Annotated in this window: 18 protein-coding genes, 1 other RNA gene and 1 pseudogene; 7 read left to right on the top strand and 13 right to left on the bottom strand. The window is 72.0% G+C overall.

Annotated features, from left to right (window positions below; all coding sequences use genetic code 11):
- Positions 1–296 precede the first annotated feature (296 nt).
- The 6 genes and pseudogenes from ABZ725_RS39725 to ABZ725_RS39700 all read right to left on the bottom strand — a co-directional run bounded on the left by ABZ725_RS39725 (position 297) and on the right by ABZ725_RS39700 (position 11,213).
- Positions 297–7,070: a DUF3320 domain-containing protein gene (locus ABZ725_RS39725; RefSeq protein ID WP_358807247.1), complete on the bottom strand. Its 6,774-nt coding sequence runs from the start codon at positions 7,068–7,070 to the stop codon at positions 297–299.
- A gap of 288 nt (positions 7,071–7,358) precedes the next feature.
- Entirely contained in the window at positions 7,359–7,586 is a 228-nt protein-coding gene (locus tag ABZ725_RS39720; RefSeq protein ID WP_358807246.1) for a hypothetical protein, read from the bottom strand.
- A 727-nt stretch (positions 7,587–8,313) separates the two neighbouring features.
- Positions 8,314–8,716: RNase P RNA component class A (gene rnpB, locus ABZ725_RS39715), an RNA gene on the bottom strand.
- Between the two features lie 115 nt (positions 8,717–8,831).
- A pseudogene (locus ABZ725_RS39710) lies at positions 8,832–9,578 on the bottom strand (DMT family transporter); the annotation flags it as partial.
- Between the two features lie 51 nt (positions 9,579–9,629).
- A complete protein-coding gene (locus ABZ725_RS39705) occupies positions 9,630–10,478 on the bottom strand; it encodes an AraC family transcriptional regulator (protein WP_358807245.1) in 849 nt (282 codons plus the stop codon).
- Positions 10,479–10,571: 93 nt separating this feature from the next.
- Positions 10,572–11,213 carry a TetR/AcrR family transcriptional regulator gene (locus ABZ725_RS39700; protein ID WP_358807244.1) on the bottom strand — a complete coding sequence of 214 codons (642 nt, stop codon included), beginning with the start codon at positions 11,211–11,213 and terminating at the stop codon, positions 10,572–10,574.
- Between the two features lie 51 nt (positions 11,214–11,264).
- Between ABZ725_RS39700 and ABZ725_RS39695 the strand changes: the two genes are divergently transcribed.
- Positions 11,265–12,878, top strand: a complete 1,614-nt coding sequence (locus tag ABZ725_RS39695; RefSeq protein WP_358807379.1) for an FAD-dependent oxidoreductase — start codon at positions 11,265–11,267, stop codon at positions 12,876–12,878.
- A gap of 121 nt (positions 12,879–12,999) precedes the next feature.
- Here ABZ725_RS39695 and ABZ725_RS39690 read toward each other — a convergent pair whose 3' ends face one another.
- A complete protein-coding gene (locus ABZ725_RS39690) occupies positions 13,000–14,445 on the bottom strand; it encodes an RNB domain-containing ribonuclease (RefSeq protein WP_358807243.1) in 1,446 nt (481 codons plus the stop codon).
- A gap of 144 nt (positions 14,446–14,589) precedes the next feature.
- Here ABZ725_RS39690 and yaaA point away from each other — a divergent pair, with 144 nt between their 5' ends.
- Positions 14,590–15,372: a peroxide stress protein YaaA gene (gene yaaA, locus ABZ725_RS39685; RefSeq protein ID WP_358807242.1), complete on the top strand. Its 783-nt coding sequence runs from the start codon at positions 14,590–14,592 to the stop codon at positions 15,370–15,372.
- Positions 15,373–15,456: 84 nt separating this feature from the next.
- Positions 15,457–16,182 (top strand): bifunctional 4-hydroxy-2-oxoglutarate aldolase/2-dehydro-3-deoxy-phosphogluconate aldolase, encoded by a 726-nt coding sequence (gene eda / locus ABZ725_RS39680; protein ID WP_358807241.1) that lies wholly within the window; start codon positions 15,457–15,459, stop codon positions 16,180–16,182.
- Here the strand turns inward: eda and ABZ725_RS39675 are convergent.
- From ABZ725_RS39675 to ABZ725_RS39665, 3 genes are read right to left on the bottom strand one after another with little or no spacing between them, the layout of a single operon-like run.
- Positions 16,154–17,995, bottom strand: a complete 1,842-nt coding sequence (locus ABZ725_RS39675) for a bifunctional RNase H/acid phosphatase (RefSeq protein WP_358807240.1) — start codon at positions 17,993–17,995, stop codon at positions 16,154–16,156. The two genes, eda and ABZ725_RS39675, sit on opposite strands and share 29 nt — an antisense overlap.
- Positions 17,996–18,052: 57 nt before the next feature.
- Positions 18,053–18,796 carry a C4-type zinc ribbon domain-containing protein gene (locus ABZ725_RS39670; protein WP_358807378.1) on the bottom strand — a complete coding sequence of 248 codons (744 nt, stop codon included), beginning with the start codon at positions 18,794–18,796 and terminating at the stop codon, positions 18,053–18,055.
- Positions 18,793–19,650, bottom strand: coding sequence for a Nif3-like dinuclear metal center hexameric protein (locus ABZ725_RS39665; protein ID WP_358807239.1), 858 nt, complete (start codon positions 19,648–19,650; stop codon positions 18,793–18,795). The genes ABZ725_RS39670 and ABZ725_RS39665 overlap by 4 nt, the downstream gene beginning before the upstream one ends.
- A gap of 181 nt (positions 19,651–19,831) precedes the next feature.
- Between ABZ725_RS39665 and ABZ725_RS39660 the strand changes: the two genes are divergently transcribed.
- Together ABZ725_RS39660 and ABZ725_RS39655 are read left to right on the top strand one after the other, a co-directional pair.
- Entirely contained in the window at positions 19,832–21,163 is a 1,332-nt protein-coding gene (locus ABZ725_RS39660; protein ID WP_358807238.1) for a hypothetical protein, read from the top strand.
- A 96-nt stretch (positions 21,164–21,259) separates the two neighbouring features.
- On the top strand, positions 21,260–21,418 hold the full coding sequence (locus tag ABZ725_RS39655; protein WP_351911252.1) for a hypothetical protein: 159 nt from the start codon (positions 21,260–21,262) through the stop codon (positions 21,416–21,418).
- Between the two features lie 129 nt (positions 21,419–21,547).
- Here ABZ725_RS39655 and ABZ725_RS39650 read toward each other — a convergent pair whose 3' ends face one another.
- From ABZ725_RS39650 to ABZ725_RS39640, 3 genes are all read right to left on the bottom strand, one after another.
- Complete coding sequence (locus ABZ725_RS39650; protein ID WP_358807237.1) at positions 21,548–22,492, bottom strand: 3-oxoacyl-ACP reductase; 945 nt, start codon at positions 22,490–22,492, stop codon at positions 21,548–21,550.
- Positions 22,493–22,508: 16 nt separating this feature from the next.
- On the bottom strand, positions 22,509–23,585 hold the full coding sequence (locus tag ABZ725_RS39645) for a Zn-dependent alcohol dehydrogenase (protein ID WP_358807236.1): 1,077 nt from the start codon (positions 23,583–23,585) through the stop codon (positions 22,509–22,511).
- 69 nt (positions 23,586–23,654) lie between these two features.
- A complete protein-coding gene (locus tag ABZ725_RS39640) occupies positions 23,655–24,518 on the bottom strand; it encodes a MaoC/PaaZ C-terminal domain-containing protein (RefSeq protein WP_358807235.1) in 864 nt (287 codons plus the stop codon).
- A 320-nt stretch (positions 24,519–24,838) separates the two neighbouring features.
- Between ABZ725_RS39640 and ABZ725_RS39635 the strand changes: the two genes are divergently transcribed.
- Positions 24,839–26,149, top strand: a complete 1,311-nt coding sequence (locus tag ABZ725_RS39635) for a sensor histidine kinase (protein WP_358807234.1) — start codon at positions 24,839–24,841, stop codon at positions 26,147–26,149.
- 5 nt (positions 26,150–26,154) lie between these two features.
- Positions 26,155–26,787 (top strand): response regulator transcription factor, encoded by a 633-nt coding sequence (locus ABZ725_RS39630; RefSeq protein WP_351911317.1) that lies wholly within the window; start codon positions 26,155–26,157, stop codon positions 26,785–26,787.
- The last annotated feature ends 48 nt before the right edge of the window (positions 26,788–26,835 follow it).

The following is a 26,835-nucleotide window of genomic DNA, read 5'->3' as shown; positions in this document are numbered from 1 at the left end:
GGCCGCAAGGGAGCCTGGTCGACGCAACGGCGACCAGAACCCCGTCGTCGCCCTGCGCCGCCCAACCTGGACATCGGACCGCTGTTCTACGTTGTAGACGATGAGGATCGCGCCAGCGCGCGTCGGGTCCGGGTCCGGGTCCGGGAGCAGCACGAATCCATCAGCGATGGGCTTGTCCACGAGAGCGTCCCACCTTCGATCGCTCGCGTCGTCAACGAGACATCGGAGAGTGCTTGCCGCATCCTGCCGGCTCAGCGGGCCATCCGGGCGATAGGAGGAGAGCCCACCTCAACGAATCAGGAACCCTCCGCGGGCATCAGGCCGCCCTCCGACTCGACCAAGTCTCCGGCGGCGATCAACGCGTCGATGTCGCCAGTCAGCGCATCCCGGATATCGGCTCCGAGCCGCGCCCACCCGAGGAAGCGAGCGGCTTCCCGCAGTAGGTCCTCGCGTTGCACGCCCGGTCCCTCTTCGACCACGTTTCTGAGCACGAGCTGCCGCTCCGCCACTGGAACCTCCGCCACTCGTCGGGCGCACCGCTCAGTGGGCGTGCGTGCGAACTCCGTCTCGTGGCCGGGCCTGTCATAGGCCGTACCGACGCGGACGATCTTGCCTTGCTTGAGCAGACGGCGAAGAGCTCGGTCGATGCGGTCGCGGACCACCTGGCCGGCTCTTCCGAGACCCCACGCGAGACGAACCCGGGTGTAGATCACCTCCTTCTCGACGGGCCCTTCCACCTCGACCACACACAGCGCCACGTCCGCCACCACGTCGAGGGCATCGGGGTCCTGCAACTCCACGCCCCACATGCCCCGCTGGCTGCTCGACCTGTCACGTACCTGTGCCAACAGGTCAGGGTCGACCTCCTGGTAGGGACGGCTCCAGGGTGCAGGGCCGGCGTCGACCGTCACGAACTCCACTCGCGGGACTGCCGGACCACCGGCCACTTCTCCAGCTTCTCCGCCCCCCGCGCTCAGGGGGCCGTCCGCGACCTCCGCCGTACCGTCACCGTTACCAAGGCCGCCGCCGCTGCTGCTGCCGTCCACCCTCACGGGCGGCGCCACTCGCACCGCATGCGGATCCTCTGCGCACGCCGCCTCCACCGCGGCCCGCAGCCGTGCCATGGCATCCCGCCGGTTCCGATACCAGTCCGTCCCCCAGATTCGGTGCAGCTTCCACCCCAGGTCGCGCAGGACCGCTTCCCTGAGCCGGTCGCGGTCCCGAGCCGCCCTCGAGGAGTGATACATGGCGCCGTCGCACTCGATGCCCAGCGCGTACGTGCCGAGCGCGCCCGGGTGCCGTACCGCCATGTCGATGCGGAAACCGGCAACCCCCACCTGCGGCTGGACCTCATACCCCCAGCCGCGCAGGACGTCGATGACCTCCTCTTCGAAGGGGCTCTCTGGAGCCGCTTCCGGATCGGCGGCCTCCGTCTGAAGGATCGCCGGACCGTGCTGGGCGTACTGCAGGTACCGCTTGAGGTGCTGCACGCTCTTGTTGGCGCTGTCCGGCAGATCGCCTCCGTGGAAGGAGGCTATGACCTCCATGCGGCGCCGGGCGCGGGTCACGGCCACGTTGAGGCGTCGCCAGCCGCCCTCCCTGTTGATGGGGCCGAACGTCGACAACAGCTTGCCGCGGTGGTCGGGACCATAGCCGATGGAGAGGATGATGACGTCGCGTTCGTCACCCTGGACGGTTTCGAGGTTCTTGATGAAGAACCCGTCGAGTCGGCCCTCCGTGAAGTGGTGGTCGAGGTCCGGGCGGGCGGCCCTCGCCTTCTGCACCGCCTCCTCGATCGCCTCCGCCTGCGCCTTCGACAGCGCGACCACGCCGAGGGTGTGCTTGGGGCGGGTGTCGAAGTGATGGATGACGCGCTGGGCCACCTTCGTGGCCTCGAGGGGGTTGTCGCTGCTCCCGCCGCGGTCGTAGACACCGTCCGCCTTGATGAACTCCACTCCGATGTCCGGTCCCTGTTCCAGCGCGCCCGGGAACGTGACCATGGAGTTGTCGTAGAAGTCGTGGTTGCTGAAGGCGATCAGGTTCTCGTGCCGACTGCGGTAGTGCCAGCGAAGGGGCAGCCCGCGCAGGACTCCGCTGGCCTTGCACATGTCGAGGATGGACTCGAAGCCGTCGGTGGCGTCCTCGTCCCACTCGTCGCCGTCGTCGCTGTCGCCGGCCGCGCTGAAGAACGAGGTCGGCGGCAGCTGCTTCTGGTCGCCCGCCACGATGAGGGCCTTGCCCCGGTAGACGGAGTTCACCGCGTCCTGGGGCAGCACCTGGGATGCCTCGTCGAAGACGACGACGTCGAACTCGAAGCCAGGTGGCAGAAACTGGCTGACCGTCAGCGGGCTCATCATGAAGCAGGGCTTGACCAGCCGTACGACGTCGCGGGTCTGCTGCAGCAGGTGCCGTACGGGCATGTGACGACGCTGCTTCTCGGACTCACGGCGGATCACGGCGGCCTGGCCCACCGATGCCCGGCGAGGGCGGCGGGAGTTGCACGCGGCGATGACCTCGGCATGTGCCGCCGCCACCAGGTCCTGGTCCGCCCTCTGGAAGCGCTCCACCAACTGGTCGCGTTCCACGGCCCGCATCGGCTTCAGCCTCGGGTCGGTTGCCAGCTGGTGCTCGACCCACGCGGTGAGCACAGCACGCTCCAAAGCGGCGGGGAAATCCTCGGCGGAAACCTCGCGGCGTGCGAGCTGGTCGGGCAACCCGTCGAGGTGGTAGCGGCGCAGCAGGGTCAGTGCGTCGGCGCAGCTGGTCCACGCTTCCGGGCCGAAGGGGTCGCGGTCGAGGCGGGACAGGGTGGACTGAGCCGCGGTGAGGGACTCGGCGAGTTCGCGTCGCAGCTCCTCGGCCCGCCCAGGCTCGAAGTACCCGGCGAGTGCCTCGCGCTGACCGCTCCAGTCGCCGGCGCGGTCAGCGACGGACGGGTCGGCCGGCGCGGCCAGCATCAGCCGGGCCGCCGCTCGCGGCAGGGGCGCGGAGTGGCCGCCGTGTGCGGTACGACGGACCTTCTGGGCCCAGTCCAGGGCATCCAGGATCGTGTCGCGGTCTGTCTCGATGCCCTGGTAGAGGGAACCGAGAAGGCTTCGGTACGTGGTGTCGTTCTCCGCGAAAGAGGACTCGGCGGCTCGGGCGGAGACGACGGCGGCCACCGCTTCCCTGGCCCGGGACAGGGTGAGGCCCGTCGCCTCGTCCATGACGCGGGCGGTTGAGCGGATGAGGTCGGCCGCGTCCTCGAAGGGCTCCACATGCGCGCGAAGCCAGCTCGCCGCTCGTTCGAGGGGGCGGGCGGCAAGCGCTGTGCCGACCGTCGCGACGTGGGGCTGCCCGGTGTACTCCTGCCAGAGGTCCAGGTCACGGCGGATCTGGTCCGTCTGCGTGAGGAGGTCGCGCGGTTGGGGCCGGCCGTCGGCCAGTACCTCAACGAGGCTCGTCCGGCGCGCTGGTTCCGTGAGCGTGTCGGATGCGAGGCGGGCGATCAGCCGGGCGGAGTCCAGGGCGGCCTGCAAAGCTTCGGTGTGGGGGCGCCCTTCGGGGACGTACCGGCCCAGAAACTCGCGCTGTAGCTCCGTGGCGTATGGGCCCGGTTGCTGTCGCGTCAGGTCAAGGCCGCGGCGCAGAAGCTGCCCCATGGGCCCGTAGCCCGTCACACCGTTGGGCGCGGCGTCGTGCAGGTCGTCCGCCTGCGTGTCGAGGCCCCGGTACCAGGGGCCGAGAAGGCTGCGGTCGGTGACGGCCTGAGCGGCGAACGTGGCGGTCTCCTTCTGTGCCGCGTGCGCGGCTGCGACCGCCGTACGCGCTGAGGCAAGCACGTGCTCGGAGCCGGGGCCATGGTCCCGGCGACCGACCGACGCCACGGTGTCCAACAGCGCGACGGCCTGTTGCAACGGGGCGAGGTGGGCGCGCAGCCAGCGAGCGTCGTCGTCGAGCGGCTGCTTGGTGAGGTCGGCCGCATGCGGTGCCAGCGACGGGCTGCCCAAATCCCTTCGCCACGTGGCGAGATGGCTGCGCAGTGCCGTTCCCCGCTCGACGAGTGCGGGTTGCGGCTCTCGGCCGTCGGCCAGGTGAGTGGCGAGCTGACTCCGGCGGTAGGGGTCGGCGACGGTTTCCGGCGCGAGTGCGTGGACCGCTTCGGCGTGCGCGAGTGCCTTGCGCAGTGCCGGGACATCGGGCAGCGACGTGCCCCGATAGCGGCCGATCAACTCGGCGTGGGTCGTGGCCAGCGACCGCAGCTTTCGGTACGCGGCGCACCAGGCGTCGGCGAGTGGCAGCTTGTCGTACAGCTCGCTGCGCCACGAGCCGCCGTGCGTCAGCCGGGCCACGAGCTTCCGGTCGGCCCGGATGCCGCTGGAAAGCATTCCGGCAAGTCCCTGGCGGCCCTCCAGGAGCCGGTGGACTGCTTCGGGCAGTTCGGGCGTGGAGACGACTTCGGGCAAGAAGGTGTCGCCCGCCGCGTCCTCTGCGGTAGCCAGGTCATCGGCGGCCGAGGAGATCTCCGCGACGGCTGCCCGGACACCGGGAAGAGCCCGGGGGTCGAGCCATGCTTCGAGCGCGCGGTCCGCGGCTGTGGCCAGCTCCACTAGCGTAGCCAGGCCCTCGGCCTCGGACGTCGCCTTCGGCCGGTCACACCCGAGGCGCTCGGCCACCGAGTCGGCGTGCTCGGCGGCCATCCCGAGCGCGTCGGCGAGCGTGTCGAACCGCTCGGCCAGTTCCGCGGCCTCGCGGCCGGTCAACGACGCGATGTCGGCGCCAGGCGGTTCGAGTGCAGCGAGGGCCTGCTCGTTGGCCGGTCGCTCGGCGCTCACTTCCCGACGCAGTTCGGCCCACCCCGGGCCCGCGTGATCCGTCGCGAGGGCCTGGGCGGAGAGCACCTGGTTCCGTCGTGTGAAGAAGTCGCTCAGCGCATCGGAGGCGACCCCCACCGCCGCCGCCTCCGCCCGCGTGGGGCCTTCAGGGACCAACCACCGCTCAAGAGGACGGTGTTCGGTGCCGGCCACGGCGACCACGTCACACAGATGACGTGCTTCCTCGGGGGTGCTGGGATTCATGAGCCCGGCGAATCGGCTGACGCGGGTAAGGCTCTGCAGGGTCCGCTCCAGCACACCAGCGGTCGCGTCGAACTCCCGGGCGAACTGTCGCGCTCGCTCCTCCGTTAGTCCGGCAAGGTCGAGGCCTCGCGGCACCATCGCCGAGAGCGTCTTCTCGGCCTCCCCCGGCTCAGCCGTCAGCCTGGTGGACAGTTCCTGCCACCGCTCGCCCACCGTCGCTCGGACGACAGTGCTCGTGCGCTGCACCTTGCGCAGTTCTGCCAGGAAAGCGTCGACCCGGTCGGCCACCTCATCGGCGAAGGCATCCGTGGTCAGCCAAGCCTCCGGCACGGGACTCCGCACGTCGAGCAGCCGTAGGAGCAGGATCAGACGGTCGATTCCGCTCTGATCCGTGAGGGGTACTCCGTCGGGCGCGAGATCCCGGTACCGTTCGGCCACCGTCGCGAGCGCGTTCCGCGCCGCCTGGGCCTGCTCCAGCACGGGGCGGGGATGGGGCAGGCCGGCCCGCAGGTCACGCCAGGGGAACGATGGATCGGCGACCGCCTCCCAAGCATGGGAGATGGCTTTCGTCGCCTCGACGATCAGACGCAGATCCTCGCCACTGAGCGTCTCGGCGCGAAACGTCGCCTCTGCCCCCGTGCGGGGGTCCTCACCATGGCTCAGGTAGGCGACCGGCACCTCGGACAGTCGGCCGACCCGACCGAGAACGTCGTGCAGGGTCCGTCCCAGCGGGTCGCGGACCTCGTTCATCGCTTCGGCATAGGCGCTGAGCGCGAGGCGCAGTTCCCTGGCCTGGGCCAGGGTCTGCTGTGACAGCTGCGGTGCGCGCGGTTCCTCCGCGAGCGCCCGTCCCAGTTCATGGGCCACTGCTTTGCGGCTGGTGTTGTGGCTGTGGAGGGCAAGGGCGTACGAGTCGAGTCCGACCGACTTCAGCCGGTCGAGGACGACGTCGAGGGCCGCCGCCTTCTCACTGACGAACAGCACACTGCGGCCCGCGTGCATCAGGCCGGCGATCATGTTCGTGATCGTCTGGCTCTTGCCGGTGCCGGGTGGGCCGTCCAGGACGAACGACTGTCCGGCCACAGCCGCGGCGACGGCCTGCCGCTGCGAGGCGTCGGCGTCGAGGACCAGCGGACTGTCCTCGGGCGGGCTCAGTTCGTCGATCCGGTCTAGCTCGATCTCCTCGAAGTCGAAACGGTCGGAGGCGAGTCCGGAGTTCGGACCGAGAGCCATCGCCCGTACGAGGTCACTGCCGAGGACGCGGTCCTCGTTGTCCAGCAGGTCCTGGTACATCGACTCCTTGTGGGAGGCGAAGAGTGCGAGCACCACACGGTCGGAGAGCTGCCATCCGGCCTTGCCCGCCACCGCGCGGGCCGCGGCGGAGAGCACCGCCTGCAGGTCCGAAGGGTCCTGTTCGCCGACCGGCGTCCAGTCGATATGGAACTGGTCCAGCTTCACCTTCAGGGCCGGGTTGAGGCGCGGTTCCTCGTCGTCGCTCGCCCTGAGGCGGATCCGGCCGTTGCGCGCGCGCTCGATGATCACCGGCATCAGGACCAGGGGTGCGTCGCTGCCCGTCTCAGCCCCGTCCTCACGCCAGCGGAGCATGCCGACGCCAAGGCTGAGGGTCCACAGACCGTAGTCGTTGAAGACCTGCGTCGCTTTGGTGCGAAGGCTGTTCAACGCGCGCAGGAGGGCAGGCGCGGTGGTCTTCTGGGTGACGATGCCGTCGGCGCGGTCGCCCTTCTTCGCGAGGACCACATCGCTGGATCGTATGCCCTCACCGGCCTCCGGTTCCTCGTCCGGGAGCGGCGCGAAGTCCCAGCCGCGGGCCAGGCCCTTGATGAGCTCCTGTGCGGATGGAGTCGAGATCTCCAATGTCGCCGATTTGGTGTGGCGAAAATTGAGCAGCCGGTTGCGGCCGCTCAGGTCCACCAGAGAGGTGCGCCAGCTCTCGAGCATCGCCTTGAGGCGGTCGAGTTCCTGGCTCCCCCTGAAGTCACCCGAGTTCGTCACGCTGGTCCCCGATGTTGTCGCTTCTGGGCCGACGGAGCACCGGCGTCGACCGCAGTCCCCACCGCCGCCAACTCAAAGCGCGGCCACGGACGTCCGTACTGTCCTGGTGGCCGCACAAGTCCCGCTGATCCCCCTGGACGCGGAATTCTACGGTCAGCTCACCAATGCGTGAAGCGTTAACTACAGAACGGCTATCTCGGCGGTCACGAAGCCTCGGTGTTCACGGCCCGCAGCCCGTTCAGGAACAGCGAATGGCACAACCGATTCCATCGCCCGGTCCATCGACCTCTACAGCCGCCCGTCCAGCGCGGGCTTCTGCTTCGAGTCCTCCATCGGACACAGCCACCAAAGACCCTGTAGCAGTGCGAGCAGACCGGAGTTGTGGACGAGGAGCACCGTCTTGGGGCCGGACGTCTCCGCCCGCCCCCTCAGCCGGTCGACCAGGCAAGCGGTGACGCGCTGGTCGTAGGAGCGCAGCCCAGGCTTGAGTTCGCCGGCCTCTGTGACGATGGCCACGGCCCTTGGACTTTCGTCCATTCGGTGCCGAGTTCGTCGGCAAGTGCACGGAAGACGATCAGGAACTCCGCGTTGAGGTCGACCAGCAGCGTGCCGACCCCATTCAGCGGGCGCCCTCGACAGCCGGTGGGAAGAAGCGCCTGCACTCGGAGTCGTAGGTGAGGGAAAACTCGCTTCGCGCAGCACGTCCTCGACCTCGATGTGCATGGGCGTGACCGCAGCGGAGACGCGCGGCACGCGGGTACAGCTCGACCGCCGTTGCGCGGTCCATCAGCCGGGTGTCGGCGAGCGGTGTAATGCTGACGCGTGGACGGCACGCAGAGTCTGTATGACCGTGCCGCGCCCTGGTAGTAGGTCCTCGAAGGCCAGCGGTTGGCGACGGCGGAAACGGCTCCAGGGAAGAGGCGCACCCGCGCTGCTGGGGCGCGGCTTCGGCGGGCCCGCCGCGTCACGCCGCAGGTTGGAGCGCCGCCGGGTCCGGCGGTGTGATCAACTCGCACAGCCAAGCCGTTGGTGAAGGCCTTGCCCCGCCGGTCGACGCATCGGTTCAGCTTGCCCTGCTCTGCCCAGCAGAAGCCTTGCGTCATCCGGATCCCCAGCGGCCCGAACTCGCCGAAGGCGAATACCCGTTCGCGGGCAGCCTTCCAGCAGGTCCTAGGCCAGCCGCGGTCAACCTCACATTCGAGATCCCGTGACTAACCAAATATTCAGGTCAGAGCCTGAACGGCAGACGAGTCGGGCTGTACGCCGGGTTCTGTCGCCCGGCTGCCTCGCGGCGGCCGGGGAGACGGCCATCCATCTAGGGTCGGCGTTGCCGCCGGCCTCGTGCGGTCTACCCGTGGACTCGGGCGGGCAGCCCTCGGACGTCCACGCAGAAACACCGGGGTGTTTCCTTTTGACCTTGCTCCGGGTGGGGTTTACCTAGCTGCCCAGGTCGCCCTGGGCACTGGTGGTCTCTTACACCACCGTTTCACCCTTACCCAGCGCCTGAGCGCCGGGCGGTTTGTTTTCTGTGGCACTGTCCCGCGGGTCACCCCGGGTGGCCGTTAGCCATCACCCTGCCCTGTGGAGCCCGGACGTTCCTCGGGAAGCCCCCTAAGGGGACTCCACGCGGCCGTCCGCCCGGCTCGTCTGCCGTGTCGACCATGTTACCGGGCGGGTGCCTTTGTCAGGACCGCCCGCCGTCGCCAGTACCGAACCCGCCAGGATCAGGAGGAACGCGGCCACGATTCCTGCCGTGAGGCGCTCGTCCAGGAAGATCGCCCCGACCGCCACCGCCACCGCCGGGTTGACGTACGTGATGACCGTCGAGCGGGTCGGGCCGATCTCCTTGATCAGTTCGAGGAAGGCCACGAAGGCGACCGCCGTGCAGATGGCTCCGAGGGCCGCGAGGGAGGCGAGGACCTCCGTTGACGGGAGTGTTGACGGCCAGGACGCCGCCGCCGCGGGGGCGTAGATCAAGGCCGTCAGGGTCAGGCAGGGGGCGATCAGTTGGAGGGTGGGGACGTCTTTGAGGCGGCGGGCGGCTATCAGGGGGGCCGTGGCGTAGCCGACGACCGTCAGCAGCACCTCGCCCAGCGACTTCACGTCCCCTCCCGTCAGGTGCGGGACGGTGAGCACGCCGACGCCGGCCAGGCCCAGGGCCAGGCCGGTGATCCGCCGGGCGCCCAGTACCTCCGTGTCGCCGAAGAAGCGGGCCGCCAGGACGCCGACGATCGGGACGCCCGCGATCAGCAGGCCGGCGGTGGAGCTCGACAGGTGCCGCTCGGCGTCCGTCAGCGTGAACCAGGGGCCCACGATCTCGATGCACGCGAAGGCCAGCATGGGCGCCCAGTGTGCCCGGACGGTACGGATCAGGCCGCCCTGGCGGATCGCGAACGGCAACAGGAGCAGCGCCCCCAGCGCACAGCGCGTGAACACGACCATGGACGGGGAGAGGTCCTCCACCGCCACCTTGATCAGCAGATAGGGGATGCCCCAGACCACTCCCATCAGGGAGAACAGAAACCAGCCGCGTGCAGTCATACGGCCATGCTCACCGTTTCAGCGAAGCCCGTCTTGAACGCTGTTGCGGTACGCCGCCGGGGTCACCCCCAGCACGCGGCGGAACCAGCGGGTCAGATGGGCCTGGTCCGCGAAGCCGACCAGGGTCGCCACCTCGGCCGGTCGCAGTCCGGCTTCCAGCAGGCCGCGGGCGCGGGCCACCCGGTGCTGGGCCAGCCAGGCATAGGGCGGTATCCCCATCGTCGTACGGAAGGCGCGCAGGAGCTGGTAGCGGGACAGGTCCAGGTCGGCGGCCATTTCGGCCAGGGAGGGCGGCTCGACCAGCTCGTCGGCCAGCCGGTCTCGGACGGTGTGGGCGATGCGGTCGGCGCCGGGGACGGTGTCGGTGACCGCGCGGGCCGTGGAGTGGCGGCGGGCCAGGGCCGTCAGCAGCCACGGGAAGCGGGACTCGGCCTCCAGCGGGTCGGGGCAGGCGGCCAGCTCCGTGTGGGCGCGGCGTAGGGCGGCGGCCAGTTCCGGGTCGTCGACGACGGCGTCGCGGAAGTGCGGGACGCCGGTGCCGAGGGCGCCGTCGCCGAGCAGGCCCGGGGCCGCGTAGAGCGCGCGGTAGGCGTAGCCGTCGGTGTCGTTGCCGGGGCCGCCGGTGTGCATCTCGCCCGGGGCCAGGACGACGATGGCGCCCGGGCCGCTGCGGATGTGGCCGCCGCGGTAGTCGATGATCTCGGAGCCGCCGACGCAGACGCCGACGGTGAACTCGTCGTGGGCGTGCGGGGCGTAGACGTGCTTGTCGAAGCGGGCGGTGAGCAGGTCGAGGGGAGGGCCGCAGCGGCCCAGCCGGGCTCTCGTCCACAACGCCTGTTCACGGCTCACGGCCTGTTCACGGCTCACGCGCCGATCCCCCTCGTCTCTCCGCCGACCCCTTCGTGCCACTGGGAGTGCAACGCTTTCCGGCCGCGGTTCCATGCCGCTGGGCGTTGGACGTCAGCCTCCCGTCCCGAACACCCCCTCCAGTGCGTCGAAGGCTGCCTCCAGTCGCACCCGATGTCCGTCCACGAGCGTCGCCGCCCGCTCCCCCTCCAGCATGCGGCGCGCCGTGACGACGTAGACCGCGCGGTACGCCGCGACCGTCACGGCGGCGGCCAGGTGCGGGTCGGGGAGTTCGGGGGCGGTCTCCGCGAGGGCCTGCGCCAACGCCTCCTCCACCTCCTCGACCCCCTCGCGGGCCCGGGCCCGCAGGGCCGGCGAGTCGACGACGATCCGCCAGAAGTGCGCGAAGTCGTCGTCGAGCCCGCCCAACGGGTGCCGTCGGCCCAGGAGCCGGAGCGCGAGCGCGCGGAGGGCGGCGAGCGGGCTCTCGTCGGGGCCCCGTCGCCGTACCGCCTCCGTGAAGAGTTCGACGGCCTCGGGGATGCGGTCGAGGAAGAGGTCCTCCTTGCGCGGGAAGTAGTTGAAGACGGTCATCGCGGACACCTCCGCCACCCGGGCGACCTCCGCGACGGTCACCTCGTCGAAGCCGCGCGCCACGAACAGGCCCGTCGCCACGTTCGAGATCCGCTGCCGCGTGGCCTGCTTCTTGCGTTCCCGAAGGGACGGTTCCGGTTCCGCTTTCTTTTCCTCCACCATGAGGAAAACTATAGCGGCAACAAACTTTTAGTGACTACAGTCAAATGCATGATGGATGACAGTGTGGCGGAATACGACGTGGTGGTGGCCGGGGCCGGGCCGGTCGGGCTGATGCTGGCCTGCGAGCTGGTGCTCGGCGGGGCGCGGACGCTGGTCGTCGAGCGGCTGGCCGAGGTGGACGAGACGATCAAGGCCGGCGCGATCAACTCCCCGACGGCCGTCGCCCTCTACCGGCGTGGACTGCTGCCCGCGCTCGCGGAGGTGCAGGAGGCGGCGATGAACCGGTTCCGGGAGTTCCGGGAGTCCTATGAGTTCCGGAAGTCGCGGGGCGGCGAGTCGGGCGCGGCAGCCGCGTCGGCCGTGCCTCCGCCCAGGTTCGCCGGACACTTCGCCGGGATCATGCTCAGCGCCGCACTGCTGGACGAGTCGGACCCGGCCTTCGCGGACCTCGGGCCGGCCGACGGCATCGGCCTGATCCCGCAGGCCACGCTGGAGCGGCTGCTCGGCGAGCGGGCCCGGGAGCTCGGCGTGGAGGTCCGCCGCCAGGTCGAGCTGACCGGCTTCGCCACCGACGACACCGACGAGGGCGGCAGCGGCGTCACGGTGCGTCTCGCGGGTGCGCAGGACGTGCGTGCGGGCTGGCTCGTCGGATGCGACGGCGGCCGCAGCACCGTGCGCAAGCTCGCCGGGTTCGACTTCCCGGGCACGCCCCCGGAGATCACCGGCTACCAGGCGATCGCCGACCTGACCGGCGTCGAGGGGCTGCGGGGCGGCTGGAACACGACGGAGTCCGGGACGTACGCCTACGGTCCGATGCCCGGCCGCATCCTGACCGTGGAGTTCGACGGACCGCCCGCCGACCGCGAGACGCCCGTCACCACCGAGGAGCTGCAGGCCAGTGTGCGCCGCGTGACCGGCGTGGACGTCACGGTGGGCGAGGTGCGCTCACTGACCCGGTTCACCGACAACTGCCGCCAGGCGAGCACCTATCGCGCGGGCCGGGTCCTCCTCGCGGGCGACGCGGCGCATGTGCACTCGCCGTTCGGCGGGCAGGGGCTCAACCTCGGCGTCGGGGACGCGATGAACCTCGGCTGGAAGCTCGCGGCGGTGGTACGCGGGGACGCCCCCGAGGGACTGCTCGACTCGTACACGAGGGAACGCCATCCGATCGGCGCCTGGGTGCTGGAGTGGACTCGGGCCCAGATCGCGCTGATGCGCACCGAGTCGCACGCGCGCGCCCTGCGCGAGGTGGTGACCGGCATGGCGGGAACCGTCGGCGGCACCACCTACCTCGTCAAGAAGATCTCCGGCGTCTGGCAGCACTACGACCTGCCCGGCGACCATCCGCTGGTCGGCCACAGCGCCCCCGACCTGGAGTTCGCCGACGGCACCCGGCTCGCCGACCACCTGCACGGCGGGCGCGCCCTGCTGCTCGACCTGGCCGACGACCCGAAGCTGCGGGCCCGCGCGGAGGGCCACGGCGACCGGGTGGACGTCCGCACGACCGTCGCCGCCGGCCACCCGGAGCTGGCGGCGCTGCTCGTGCGGCCGGACGGATACGTGGCATGGGCGGCGACGACCGACAGCGCTCAGGACATGGGGAAGGGTCCCGAGGACACGCTGGAGGCGGCCCTGGAGCGCTGGTTCGGCGCGCCCGTCTCCTGACCGCCGCGTCGGGTCCGTCGGGCGGGGCCGTCAGACGGGTCCGTCAGGCGAGGTCGTCAGACGGGTCCGTCAGGCGAGGTCGTCAGACGGGTCCGTCAGGCGGGGTCGTCAGGCGGGGTCGTCAGGCGGGCGCGAACCGCACCTTCCGCGTCGCCGGGTCGGCCTGGGTCAGCCGGACCCTCAACCGTTCCCCCAGAGGGAGGTGATCGCCGTCGATCCGGCCGATGACCGCCGGGGACTCCAGCTGGACGGTTCCGACGGACGGGCGGCGCTCCTCCACGTCCACCACACAGCCGTCGAAGACCTCGCCGAGGCGGTCCTCGAGCAGGGCGGCCTCGGCGATGTCGACGCAGCCCCGCTCGACGGCGTTCGCGCGCCGCCCGCCCTCCGCCATCTCCTCGGGCAGGGCGTCGAGCGCGGCGAGCACCCAGCCGGGCGGGGGCTCGTCCGCGACGGCGGCCAGGCACAGCTCGGTGGCGTAGCGGTCGGCGAGGCGGCGGAGCGGGGCCGTGCAGTGGGTGTACGCGGCGGCGACGGCGGCATGGGTGGTGATGTCGGGGAGCTTGCCGTCCCGGAAGACGGTGTAGCCGGCGCCACGCAGCAGGGTCGTGCACTCCTGGAGGAAGGCCGCGTGGCGGGGCTCGTGCGGGTCCAGGGAGCGGACGAGCTGCGCGTACGAGACATGGTGCGGCCAGTCGATGCGCAGGGCGTGCGCGGTGCGGCGCAGTCGGCCGACGGCGCCGTCGGGAGCGGCGGGCAGCGTGCGCAGGACGCCCGTGCCCGAGGCCAGCATCAGGTCGGCCGCCGCCATCCCGGTGAGGAGGGAGAGCTGCGCGTTCCAGCCGTCGGCGGGGAGCGGGGCGCGGTAGGTCAGCTCATAGCCGCCGTCGCGCTCGACGATCTCCTGCTCGGGCACATCGAGGGAGATCCCGCCCCGCTCGACCTCCAGGCCCTCCCGCAACTTCCCCACCACGGGGAGGAGTCGGAGCGGTTCCTCGGCGGTCCCGTCGTCGATCCGGCGCTGTACGCCCGCGTAGTCGAGCTTGGCGCGGCTGCGGACCAGGGCGCGCCGGACGTCGACGGCGACGGTACGGCCGTCCGCGTCGAGGTCGATGGTCCACAGGGCGGCGGGGCGGATCTGGCCCGGCAGCAGACTGGCGGCGCCCTCGCTCAGCACGGCCGGGTGCAGCGGAACCTTGCCGTCCGGGAAGTACAGGGTGTTGACCCGGCGGTGTGCCTCGGCGTCCAGCGCTCCGCCGGGGACGACGAACGCGGCGACGTCGGCGATGGCGTACCGGACGCGGTAGCCGGCGCCCTGCCGGGAGAGATGCAGCGCCTGGTCGAGGTCGGTGGAGGCGGGCGGGTCGATGGTGAGGAAGGGGATGTCCGTGGCGTCGTAGGACGAGGACGGGGACGGGGGCGCCGGGGCCTGTGCGGCGCGCTCCGCCTCGGCCAGCGCCTCGGGCGGGAAGTCGCCGGGCGCCCCGAGCTCGGTGCGCAGTGCGGTGAGGGCGGCCCGGAGGGGAGTTTCGGGGGCGCCGGTCACGCGGATGTGGCGGCGGGGCATGCAACGAGCGTAGGACCGGGGCGGCCCGGCGGCACGCCGTACGCTGTCGCAGCACAGTTTCGCGTTCCGCCCAGGTTCACGTTCTACCGAAGTCCGAAGTCCGAAGTCTGACGTTCGAAGTCTGAAGTTCGAAGGAGATTTTCCGTGCTGGTCCTGCTGCCGCCCTCCGAAGGCAAGGCGTCCTCCGGACGTGGTGCCCCGCTCAAGCCGGAGGCGCTCTCCCTGCCGGGGATCGGCGCCGCCCGCGAGGCGGTCCTCGACGAGCTGGTCGAGCTGTGCGCGGCCGACGAGGACAAGGCGCGCGAGGTGCTCGGGCTGAGCGAGGGGCTGCGCGGCGAGATCGCGAAGAACACGGAGCTGCGCACGGCGGGCACCCGGCCGGCCGGGGAGATCTACACGGGCGTCCTGTACGACGCCCTCGGCCTGGCCACTCTGGACGCGGCGGCGAAGAAGCGCGCGGCCAGGTCGCTGCTCGTCTTCTCGGGGCTGTGGGGCGCCGTCCGGGTGACGGACCGGATCCCGTCGTACCGCTGCTCCATGGGCGTACGGCTGCCGGGGCTGGGGGCGCTGGGCGCGCACTGGCGTGCGCCGATGGCGTCCGTGCTGCCCGAGGTGGCCGGCGACGGGCTGGTGCTCGACCTGCGGTCGGCGGCGTACGCGGCCGCGTGGAAGCCGAAGGGCGAGGTCGCGGGGCGGACGGCGAGCGTGCGGGTGCTGCACGCGCCGACCCGGAAGGTCGTCAGCCACTTCAACAAGGCGACGAAGGGGCGGATCGTCCGGAGCCTGCTGACGGCGGGGATCGCCCCCAAGGGCCCGGCGGAGCTCGTGGAGGCGTTGCGGGACCTCGGATACGTGGTGGAGGAGCAGGCGCCGACGCGGGCGGGGACGGCCTGGACGCTGGATGTGCTGGTGGACGAGGTGCACTGACCGTCGTCCCCGTCACACATACCGTCATTGCAACATGCGCAATGCCCTTTGCGCGTGTTGCACACCGGGGGCAGGATGAGGCGCATGACCTCACCCTTGCCCTCCCCTTCGCCTGTCCCGGACACCTTGACCGGCTCGGCTGACTCGGCTGTCTCGGCCGGCTCGACTGGCCCGGCCGGCTCGGTACTGGATCTGGCTCCCGTCGTGCCCGTGGTGGTGGTCGAGGACGCCGCCGACGCCGTGCCGCTGGCGCGGGCGCTGGTGGCGGGCGGGCTGACCGCGATCGAGGTGACGCTGCGGACGTCCGCCGCGCTCGACGCGATCCGGGAGATCTCCGGGGCGGTCCCGGAGGCGGTCGTCGGGGCCGGGACGGTGATCGCCCCGGAGCAGGTGACGGCGTGCGCGGCGGCCGGGGCGCGGTTCCTGGTCAGCCCCGGCTGGACGGACGTCCTGCTGACGGCGATGCGGGCGTCCGGGTTGCCGTTCCTGCCCGGGGTGTCGACCACGTCGGAGGTCGTGGCGCTGCTGGAGCGCGGGATACGGGAGATGAAGTTCTTCCCGGCGCAGGCGGCGGGCGGCACGGCGTATCTGCGGTCGCTCGCCGGACCGCTCCCGCAGGCCCGTTTCTGCCCGACGGGCGGGATCGGCCCGGACAACGCGCCGGAGTACCTGGCTCTGCCCAACGTCGCCTGCGTGGGCGGGAGTTGGATGCTTCCGGCGGACGCGCTCGCGGCCCGGGACTGGTCGCGGGTCGAGGAGCTCGCGCGGGCCGCCGCGTCGCTCAGGGCCGCAGGTGGGATGTCTCGTTGAACAGGCGGACGCTGGCGTTGCCGTCCGCGTAGTAGGCCACCGCCGACAGCGAGGCCGCCGACAGCTCCATACGGAACAGCGACTCGGGCGGGGCGCCCAGGGCGAGCCGTACGAACGTCTTGATCGGGGTCACGTGGGTGACCAGCAGGACCGTACGGCCCGCGTACTCCGCGACCAGCCGGTCGCGGGTGGCCGCGATCCGGGTGGCGGTCGCCGCGAAGCTCTCACCGCCGCCGGTCGGCTCGGCCTCCGGGTCGGCGAGCCAGGCGTTCAGGTCCTCCGGGTGGCGCTCGCGGACCTCGCCGAAGGTCAGCCCCTCCCAGGCCCCGAAGTCCGTCTCGATCAGCCCCTCGTCGACGGTGACCTCCAGACCGAGACGGGCGGCGACGGCGCCGGCGGTCTGCCGGGTCCGGGCGAGCGGGGAGGCGAGGATGTGCTGGACGGTGCCGCGCCGGGCGAGCGCGGCGGCGACCCGCTCGGCCTGCTCCCGGCCTACGTCGGAGAGGGAGGGATCGGTGCCCCCGCTCCCGGAGAACCGCTTCTGCGGGGTGAGCGGGGTCTCCCCGTGCCGCAGCAGCACAAAGGTGGCAGGCGCCCCGAGATCGGGCGCAGCCCCCCAGCCGACAGAGGGGCTGGAGGACGCGGAGCCGCCGACAGCCCGGGCAGCACGACGATCGGCCTGCCCCTTCGCGTCAGCGCCCGCCGGGTCGCGGCCCGCCGCGTCACCGTCCGCCGCGTCACCGCCCTTCGCGCCAGCGCCCGCCGCGTCGCCGCCCTTCGGGTCACCCGCCGGGTCGGTACCACCGACGGGGGACCCGCCGCCCGTACCGCTCACGCCGGCGTCGGCAGCCGTGCCACCCGTGGCCGACCCATCAGCCGGGCCGCCCGCGGCCGAATCGGTGCCCCCACCCGACGACATGACAGCCGTCGCCGACTTCACGGCACGCGCCGAGTCGCCACCCGCGGCCGAGTCACCACCCGTCGCCGAATCGCCGCCCACGGCGGACCCGCCGGCCGTATCTCCCGCGGCCGACCCAGCAGCCCTGGCCGATCCGGCAGCCGTCCCCGATCCCGCGACCGTCGTCGATCCCGCGCCCGCGGCGGACACGCCGGCCGTGTCGCCCGCGGCCGACCCGGCAGCCCTGGTCGGCCCGGCAGCCGTCGCCGATCCCGCGGCAGCCGTCGCTGCGCCAGCCGTCGTCGATCCCACAGCCCTCGTCGATCCCACAGCCCTCGCCCCTCTCGCGCTCCCCGCGGCAGCCGGGCGGGCCGCGGCCAGCGCCTCGCGGGCCCTTGCCGCGCCTGCGGTGGCGTCGCCGGGTGGGCCGGACGGCTCGGGGGCGGCGGGTGCCGAGGAGCGGGGGTGCAGCGCCGCCCGGGACGCTTCCGCGTCCCATTGCTCGCCCCGCTTGCCCGCGTCCATCGCCTCGTTCGCCAGGCGGTCGGCGTGCTTGTTCTGCTCGCGCGGGATCCACTCGTAGGCGACCTGGGCGCGCGGCAGGATCCGCGCCGCCTCCGCCGCGAGGGGCTTCATGTCGGGGTGCTTGATCTTCCAGCGGCCGGACATCTGCTCGACGACCAGCTTGGAGTCCATCCGCACGCGCACCGCGGCCGACGGGTCGAGTTCACGGGCGGCACGCAGGCCGGCCAGCAGCCCCCGGTACTCGGCGACGTTGTTCGTGGCGACGCCGATGTACTCGGCGCGCTCGACGAGCGTCTCCCCCGTCCCCGCGTCGATCACCACGCTGCCGTAGCCCGCGGGCCCCGGGTTGCCCCGCGACCCGCCGTCGGCCTCGACGATGAACTCCCGCACCGCGCAGCTCCTCTACAGACCGGACTCTTACAGACCGGGCCCTTACAGACCGGACTCTTACAGACCGGACTCTGACGTACGGACCAGGATGCGACGGCAGTTCTCGCACCGGACGACCGTGTCGGACGGCGCCTTGCGGATCTCGTTGATGTCGGTGATCGACAGCTCCTGGCGGCAGCCCTGGCAGGTGCGCTGGTAGAGCTTGGCCGCGCCGATGCCGCCCTGCTGCTCGCGCAGCTTCTCGTAGAGCTTCAGCAGGTCGGCCGGGACGGAGCCGGCGACGACCGCGCGCTCCTTGGTCGCGGTGGCGGCCTCGCCGTCGAGCTGCTCGAAGGACGCGTCCCGGCGGGCGGTGGCGTCGTCGATCCTGCCCTGGACGGAACCGACGCGCTCGGTCAGCTCGGCGACCCGCTCCTGCGCGCTCTCACGGCGCTCCATGACCTCCAGGACGACGTCCTCGAGGTCGCCCTGGCGCTTGGCGAGGGAGACGATCTCCTTCTGGAGGTTCTCCAGGTCCTTCGGGGAGGTGACGGCCCCGGAGTCGAGCCGCTGCTGGTCGCGGGCGGCACGCTGACGGACCTGGTCGACGTCCTGCTCGGCCTTGGTCTGCTCGCGGGCGGTGTCGCTCTCCTCGGTCTGGGCGGCCACGAGAAGGTCGCGCAGCTGGGTGAGGTCCTTGGTCAGCGATTCGATCTCCGCGTGCTCGGGCAGCGACCTCCGCTTGTGCGCGAGCTGCTGGAGCCGGACGTCGAAGGCCTGGACGTCGAGGAGTCGGATCTGGTCGGCGGTCGCGGCGTTCAGTTGGGGGCTCCCATTGAGCTAGAGGTGGCGTTGGACGCCGCGTGGGCCGTCCAGGGGTCGGTGACCGTGCGGGAGACATGGACCCTGAGGTCCCAGCCCCGCCGGTCGGAGATCTCGTCGAGCTGGGCGGCCGCCAGCTCGCACCAGGGCCACTCGGTGGCCCAGTGCGCCGCGTCGAGCAGCGCGAGAGGACTGCGGGCGCGGGCCTCGGAGACCGGGTGGTGGCGCAGGTCCGAGGTGAGGAAGGCGTCCACGCCGGCCGCCCGGACATGGTCGAACAGGCTGTCGCCGGACCCGCCGCTGACGGCGACCGTCCGGACGAGCGCCTCCGGATCGCCCGCCACCCGGATGCCCTGCGCGGTGGCGGGCAGCCGCTCGGCGGCACGGGCGGCGAACTCACGGACGGTGAGCGGGTGGTCCAGCTCGCAGACGCGCCCGAGGCCGCGCCGCCCCTCGGGGTCGCTCGGATCCGGCACCAGGGGCCGTACGACGCGCAGGTCGAGGGCGCCGGCGAGGGCGTCGCTCACTCCCGGATCGGCGGTGTCGGCGTTGGTGTGGGCGACGTGCAGGGCGATGTCGTTCTTGATGAGCGTGTGCACGACACGGCCCTTGAAGTCGGACGCCGCGACGGTCGTCGTCCCGCGCAGATAGAGCGGATGGTGGGTGACGAGCAGGTCGGCGCCGAGCTTCACGGCCTCCTCGACGATCTCCTGGACGGGGTCGACGGCGAACAGGACCCGGGAGACGTCCAGGTCGGGGTCGCCCACGACGGTGCCGACCGCGTCCCAGGACTCGGCCCGCTCGGCGGGCCACAGGTTCTCCAACGCGGCGATGACTTCAGACAGACGGGGCACGGGTGAAAGGCTACCTGGCCACCCCACGGGCCCGTACCGCTGCCGCCGCCGCCCATGCACACCCCCTCCGCCCCCCTCAGGCGAATCGCTTCTGCGCCACTCTTATGAGGGAAGTAGACCGCCTGGCGGTCCCACGTCCGTGCGTACGAAAACTAGCTTCGTGGCCGGAGGTGACCGAACGATGACGACGCCGACCTGTGCGATCGAGCCCAACGCAGCGGACGGGGCGGGCGGGGAGGTCTCCGGGAACCCCGAGTACCCCGGAGGGGCCGGAGAGGCCGGAGACCCCGGATCGGCCGGAGACCCCGACGAGGGGGGCGCCGCCGAGCGCACACCGCACGCGGACGGCGTGATCGCGGACCGCATGCTCGCAGACGGCCTGCCGGCCGTCGGCCCGGCCGCGGACAGCCCGGCCGCGGACAGCCCGGCCGCGGGCTGCGTGATCACGGCGAACGGCGCCTACGCCGCGCGCCTGGCCCGGGACGGCGACTCCTGGTTCCCGGAGCGCTGGACCCTGGACGGCCCCGAGCCGTACGCCGTGCCGCTGCCCGGCAACCAGCCGGAGGAGCCCGGCACGGAGGTGCAGCCGATGGCCGACGGCCGGGTCCTGATCCGGCGGCTGATCGACGGACGGCACGTCTTCTCCCTGCTGTATCCGACCGGCCCCGGCACGGGCGAACTGCCGCTGGGCGGCGTCGAGTGCCCGGACGAGGGCACCCGGCTGCACCTGCTCCCCCCGGCCCCCTGCGGCGAACGCGCCTACGCCCTCGCCGTCGGCCGCTACACGACGGCCGTGTGGCTGGTCGCGGGCGGCAGCTTCGGCCCCGAGCACGTCGCCGAGATCCCCGGCCGCTGCTCCGGCGGCGTCTGGCTGGACGATACGGGCCGCATGCTCGCCCTGGACCGGGAGATCGCCGGCCGGACCAAGGCCGTCGTGGTGGACCTGGAGCGCGGCGGCGAGGTGTCGCCCCTCCTGCAGATCAGCGCCGACAGCGACGACCGTCTGCTGCTCGCCGACCCCGACAGCGGCCTGCTGCTCATCGGCTCGGACGCCCCCTCGCCGGGCGAGACCCGACTGGGCTGGGGAGTGCTCGGCAGCACACTGCCGGTCCGCTTCCCGGAGTCCCTGCGGCTGCCCGATCTCACCGTCACCCCGTTCGCGATCCAGCCGGGCCAGCTGCTCGTGCCGGAGACCTGCGCGGTGGCGCTCCGGATCGACGGCGCCTTCGGCGCCTGGGTCGGCGTGTGGCGCCCGGTGGAGCGCCGGCTGCACCAGTTCGCCGCCCCGGAGGGTTGGTTGACGGGCAGCGGGCTGTGGACGGCGCAGGGCGTGCTGCGGCTGCCGTACGCCTCGGCGGCGGAGCCGTGCGCGGTGGCCCTGCTGACGGCGCCGATCGCGGACCCGCTCCCCGAGGAACCGTCGATGCCCTCCGCGCCGACGGAACAGCCGACCGCCGCCCCCCGCCCGGTCCCCCTCCAACAGGCCCCGCTCGGCAGACTTGTAACGAACTAGCTGCGGTTGGCGTGGCCGCCTGGATTCGCCCCTCGGTGTGCTGGATAAAATCGCCCGGCTGTAAGAAAGATCATGTTGACGGGGTGAACACTTCCGATGAGCGACGCAAGCACGATGCAGCCGCTGTCCGCCGACTCCCACGAAACGGCCGGTCACGGCCGACACCGGGGCCCGGTCTCGTCCCACGACGGCGACTCGGCCCCCCACGGCCGGCACCGCAAGCCGGCCGAGAGCAAGACCGAGGACAAGGCGTAGGACAGCATTCAGTGGCTGCCTGACGTAACGCAGATACACAGATGCATAGATGCATAGATACGCCGAAGGACCGAAGGGGGCTCCGGTCGTCCACGGACGACCGGAGCCCCCTTCGCATCCCCCTCGCCGCTATTCCTGACCCCTCCGCAGGCCCAGCACCTCCGCCGCCGCGAACGTCTCGCCCGTCGGTCGCTCCGCGAAGTGCGCGCCGAGGACCGCTTCCAGCTCCGCATGGCTGAACACGTCCTCCTTGCTGTCGAACTTCGCCTGCACGCGCGGCCGTTCGACGACGGCGACCATGCCGCCGTGCACCACGAGCAGCTGCCCGTTGATCCGGGCGGCGGCCGGCGAGGCCAAGTAGCCGACCAGCGGGGCGACATGCTCGGGCGCGAGCGGGTCGAGCCCCTCGGCCGGCTGCTCGAACCCGGCGAAGACGTCCTCCGTCATGCGGGTGCGGGCGCGCGGGCAGATCGCGTTCACGGTGACGCCGTATTTGGCGAGGGCCAGCGCGGTCGAGGTCGTCAGCCCGACGATCCCGCCTTTCGCCGCCGCGTAGTTGGGCTGTCCGGCCGACCCGGCCAGGAACGCCTCCGAGGAGGTGTTCACGATCCGCCCGTAGACCGGGGCGCCGGCCGCCTTGGAGCGCTCACGCCAGTGCGCGGCGGCGAACCGGGTGGTGTTGAAATGCCCCTTGAGGTGGACCCGGATCACCGCGTCCCACTCGCCCTCGGTGAGGGAGAAGACCATACGGTCGCGCAGGATGCCCGCGTTGTTGACGACGACGTCCAGCTTGCCGAACGTGTCGACGGCCGACTCGACCAGCTCACGGGCCTGTCGGAAGTCGGAGACGTCCCCGGTGTGGACGAGCGCGGTGCCGCCCGCGGCCCGGATCTCCGCCGCGACCTGCTCCGCCGGTCCGGTCGAGGCCTCACCGGAGCCGTCCCGTCCCGGCTGCCCGTAGTCGTTGACGACGACGGCCGCGCCCAGCCGGGCCAGTTCCAGCGCCTCGGCCCGGCCGAGCCCGCGTCCGGCGCCGGTGACGATCGCCGACAGCCCCTCCAGTGGCAGTGCCATCCGCAACTCCCGCCCCTCAGATCTCTATGCAGGTCCGCAGCGCGGCCCCGGTGCGCATCTGGTCCAGCGCCTCGTTGATCTCGGCGAGCGGGACCCGGTGCGTGATCAGGTCGGTGAGGTCGATCCGGCCGGCCCGCCACAGGGCGATGGTCCGCTCGTAGGAGCGCAGGACGTCCCCGCCGCCGTACATCGAGGGCAGGATGCGCTTCTCGTCGAAGAACAGCTCGAACATGCTGAGTTGGAGAAAGTCGTCGAGGGCGCCCGCGCCGACGACGACCAGGGTGCCGCCGCGCCGGGTGGTCTCGTAGGCGGTGCGGGCGGTGGCGGAGCGGCCGACGACCTCGAAGACGTAGTCGAACCCCTCGCCGCCGGTGACGAGTTGCTTCGCCTCGCCCAGCTCGTCCGGTGAAACCGCCTTCGTGGCACCGAACTTGAGGGCGGCCTCGCGACGGGAGGCGACCGGGTCGACGGCGACGATCTCGGCGGCGCCCTTGAGTCGCGCGCCCTGGATCGCCGATATGCCGACCCCGCCGCAGCCGATCACGGCGACGGACGAACCGGCCTCCAGGTCGGCGGTGTTGAGCGCGGCGCCCAGACCGGTGGTCACCCCGCAGCCGATGAGCGCGGCGATGTCGAAGGGCACGTCGTCGGGGATCGGGACGGCGCAGCGGGCGTCCACCACGACCTCCTCGGCGAAGGTGCCGGTGCCGGCCATGCCGAACAGATCCCCGCCCGGGCGGCGGAAGTTGGGCGTGCCGGCGTTCATGAACCCGGCCAGGCACAGCTCGGTCTGGCCCCGCTTGCAGGCCGGACAGACACCGCAGGCGGGCAGCCAGCAGACCACGACCCGGTCACCGGGCTTGACGTTCGTGACGCCCTCGCCGACCTCCATGATCTCGCCCGCGCCCTCGTGGCCGGGCACGAACGGCGCGGGCTGCGGCAGCACGCCGCCCATCGCGGAGAGGTCCGAGTGGCACAGCCCCGTGGCGCGCACCCGGATCCTGACCCGCCCCGGGCCGAAGCCCACCGCCTCGACGTCGTCGAGGACCTCCAGCTTGTCCTGGCCGATCTCGTGCAGTACGGCTGCGCGCATGGTGCGGCTCCCCTCAGGTCATCAGGTCATCAAGTCGTCAGGCGATCAGGTCGTCAGGTCGTCCGGGCTTCAGGAGTGTTCGACGATCGTGTCGGCGAGGACGGGCGCGTCGTCCCTCTCGACGGCGCTCACAGCCACCCGCACCTCGCTCTCGCCCTCGCCCCGCCACATGCGGATGCGCAGGGTCTCGCCGGGGAAGACGACCCCGGCGAAACGGGTGGTGTACGCGCGCACCCGGGTCACATCGCCGTCGAGCAGGGTGTCGACGACCGCCTTGAGCGTGATGCCGTAGGTGCACAGACCGTGCAGGATGGGCCGGTCGAACCCGGCGAGCTTCGCGAACTCGGGGTCGGCGTGCAGCGGGTTGTAGTCGCCGGAGAGGCGGTACAGGAGGGCCTGGTCCTCGCGGACGGCCCGCTCGACCACCTTGTCGGGCTCGCCGGCGGGCGGGTCGAGCCGGGCGGACGGGCCCCGGTCGCCGCCCCAGCCGCCCTCCCCCCGGACGAAGATCTGGGCGTCGTTGGTCCACAGCGGCCCGTCCTGGTCGCCGACCTCGGTGCGCATGACGAGGACGGCGGCCTTGCCCTTGTCGTACACGCCGGCGATGCGCCCGGTGGCGGTCGCCCGGCCGGCCGGCGGGAGGGGGCGGTGGATCTCCAGACGCTGGCCGCCGTGCAGGACGCGGGCGAGATCGACGTCTACGCCGGGCATGGACAGTCCGCTGATCACGCCGGGCGAGCCGGAACCGGCGACGGTGGCGAAGCTCGGCAGGACATGCAGCCGGGACTCCAGCGTGTAGCGCAGTTCGTCGGGGTCGGTGGCCGGAACGCCCGCGCCGATGCCGAGGTGGTACAGCTGGACGTCCCGGCGGTCCCAGGTGATCTCGCCGGTCCGGGGCTCGGCGGCGAGCGCCTTGGCTGCGTCGATGGGCATGGAACTCCTGATCGCTCGGATCGTTCGAAGACGGCGGCAAGACCTCGGCACGGCCGTCCGCACCGATCGGCCGCACCGAGGTCGTCACGGTGGCCGATCTAGAACGCGTTCCAGTCCGGCGTCCCCTGTATAGCCGAGCGCTCCACAGTTGTGAAGGCTCCTGACGGGGTGTCAGACCCGCTGGCGGACGCCGTCGCGGGCGGCCGTGACATTCGTACTGCCCGACCGGTTACATCACGACCTGCCGGCCGCGCGCCCGGGAACGTAGCGTCGAAGACGGGCATGGAGCCTGGAGCGGGACCGGGGGAAGGGACACGACCATGTGGACTGCGGTGAGGTGCCGTTGGACCGCCGCGCGGGAGCAGCGGCGGCGCTGGAAGGCCGGGCGGGAACGGTGCAGGGACGGGCAGGTCTCCGAGGCCTGCGAGGCCGTCCAGGACCCCGGCCCGCCGGCCAACGGCTTCTCCCTGCTGCCGTGGCTGCTGATGGGGATGGGCGCGTTCTCCAACCTCTTCCAGGGGGACGCCGCGAACCCGTGGATCGGCGGCCTGGGCCTGCTGACGTTCAACTCCCTCTACGTCTACATCGCCTTCCGCTCCTTCGTGAAGGTGGCCCGCGAGGCGACCTCGACGCGGGTGGCCCTCGCCCTGATGGGCCTCGTGACCTGCGGACTCGCCCTGGGCTACGGCGGCAACTGGCTGCTCTTCTTCCCGCTGCTCGGCCTCGCGACGGGCGCGGTCCTGCGCGGCCCGCAACTGCGCACCCTGGGCACCGCCGTCGCCGTCCTGGCGGGCGTGGTGTCCTGCGTCCACGACGGCTGGGGCGGCCTCACCATCGCCTACGCCACCTGGATCTCGACGATGGTGACGGCGGCGATCCTGTCCCTCTCCGAGGCCGTGCGGGAGCTGCGCGCCGCCCGCGAGGAGCTGGCCCGCCGCGCGGTGAAGGAGGAGCGGCTGCGCTTCTCCCGCGATCTGCACGACCTGCTCGGCCACACCCTCTCGGTGATCGTGGTGAAGTCGGAGGCGGCCAGACGGCTGGCGCCGCGTGACATGGACGCGGCTCTCTCCCAGGTCACGGACATCGAGGCGGTGGGCCGTCAGGCGCTGAGCGAGATCCGGGAGGCGGTCACCGGCTACCGCGAGGGCAGCCTGGCCACCGAGCTGGACCGGGCCCGCTCGGCCCTGACGGCGGCGGGCGTGGAACCGTCGGTGAGCCGGTCGGGTCCGCAGCCGCAGCCGCAGACGGCGGCGCTGCTGGGCTGGGTGGTGCGCGAGGCGGTCACCAACGTCGTCCGGCACAGCGGGGCGACCCGGTGTCGGATCACCGTGTCCGGCGAGCCGGAGCAGGTCCGGCTGACGGTGACGGACAACGGCACGGGTACCGGCACTGATATCGGCGCGGGTGCCGGTGACCGCTGCGCGCAAGGCGGCGGCACCGGCCTGACCGGCCTGCGTGAGCGCCTCGCGACGGCGGGCGGCTCCCTGACGGCGGGCCCGGAACCACACGGCGGCTTCACGGTCACGGCGCAGCTGCCGACGGCCGCGGACCACAGCGAGGCCGGCGGCGACAGCGAGGGCAGCCGCGACAGAGCGCCGTACGCGGCCACCACGCATAGCCTTGCCCCGTGACCGAGATGCCCCGCGACCACCGTCCCGCCAAGTCCGTCAGAGTGCTGCTCGCCGAGGACCAGGGCATGATGCGCGGGGCACTGGCCCTGCTGCTGGGGCTGGAGGCCGACCTCGAAGTGGTCGCGCAGGTGGGCAGGGGGGACGCGATCGTGGACGCGGCCCTCCTCCACCGCCCGGACGTCGCGCTCCTCGACATCGAGCTCCCCGGCATGAGCGGCCTGGACGCCGCCGCCGAGCTGCGTGAGCAGGCGCCCGAGTGCCGGGTGCTGATCCTCACCACGTTCGGCCGGCCCGGCTATCTGCGCCGGGCCATGGAGGCCGGGGCATCGGGCTTCCTGGTCAAGGACGGCCCGGTGGAGGAGCTGGCGGCGGCGATCCGCCGGGTGCTGACCGGCGAGACGGTCGTGGACCCGGCCCTCGCCGCCGCCGCGCTGAGCGCCGGCCCGAACCCGCTCACCGCCCGCGAACGCGACGCGCTCAAGGCGTCGGCGGACGGCGCGACGGTCGCCGACATCGCCGCCGCGCTGCACCTCGCGGAGCCCACGGTCCGCAACTACCTCTCCTCCGCGATCGGCAAGACAGGCACCCGCAACCGCATGGAGGCGATGCGGGAGGCTCGTCAACAGGGCTGGTTGTAGAGGGGTGGGAGGGGTAGCTGCAAGGGTCCGGACCGGCGCTGGCATAGT

Origin of the sequence: Streptomyces sp. NPDC006872 (assembly GCF_040635845.1) — a bacterium.
GTDB lineage: Bacteria > Actinomycetota > Actinomycetes > Streptomycetales > Streptomycetaceae > Streptomyces.
This window is presented reverse-complemented; position numbering and strand designations above follow the sequence as displayed.

Excerpts from the sequence above, each read along its gene's own strand:
- ABZ725_RS39700 (WP_358807244.1), bottom strand. The coding sequence starts at position 11,213 with ATGGTGGAGGAAAAGAAAGCGGAACCGGAACCGTCCCTTCGGGAACGC.
- ABZ725_RS39695 (WP_358807379.1), top strand. The coding sequence starts at position 11,265 with ATGGATGACAGTGTGGCGGAATACGACGTGGTGGTGGCCGGGGCCGGG.
- ABZ725_RS39690 (WP_358807243.1), bottom strand. The coding sequence starts at position 14,445 with ATGCCCCGCCGCCACATCCGCGTGACCGGCGCCCCCGAAACTCCCCTC.
- eda (WP_358807241.1), top strand. The coding sequence starts at position 15,457 with ATGACCTCACCCTTGCCCTCCCCTTCGCCTGTCCCGGACACCTTGACC.
- ABZ725_RS39660 (WP_358807238.1), top strand. The coding sequence starts at position 19,832 with ATGACGACGCCGACCTGTGCGATCGAGCCCAACGCAGCGGACGGGGCG.
- ABZ725_RS39655 (WP_351911252.1), top strand. The coding sequence starts at position 21,260 with ATGAGCGACGCAAGCACGATGCAGCCGCTGTCCGCCGACTCCCACGAA.
- ABZ725_RS39650 (WP_358807237.1), bottom strand. The coding sequence starts at position 22,492 with ATGGCACTGCCACTGGAGGGGCTGTCGGCGATCGTCACCGGCGCCGGA.
- ABZ725_RS39645 (WP_358807236.1), bottom strand. The coding sequence starts at position 23,585 with ATGCGCGCAGCCGTACTGCACGAGATCGGCCAGGACAAGCTGGAGGTC.
- ABZ725_RS39640 (WP_358807235.1), bottom strand. The coding sequence starts at position 24,518 with ATGCCCATCGACGCAGCCAAGGCGCTCGCCGCCGAGCCCCGGACCGGC.
- ABZ725_RS39635 (WP_358807234.1), top strand. The coding sequence starts at position 24,839 with ATGTGGACTGCGGTGAGGTGCCGTTGGACCGCCGCGCGGGAGCAGCGG.
- ABZ725_RS39630 (WP_351911317.1), top strand. The coding sequence starts at position 26,155 with ATGCCCCGCGACCACCGTCCCGCCAAGTCCGTCAGAGTGCTGCTCGCC.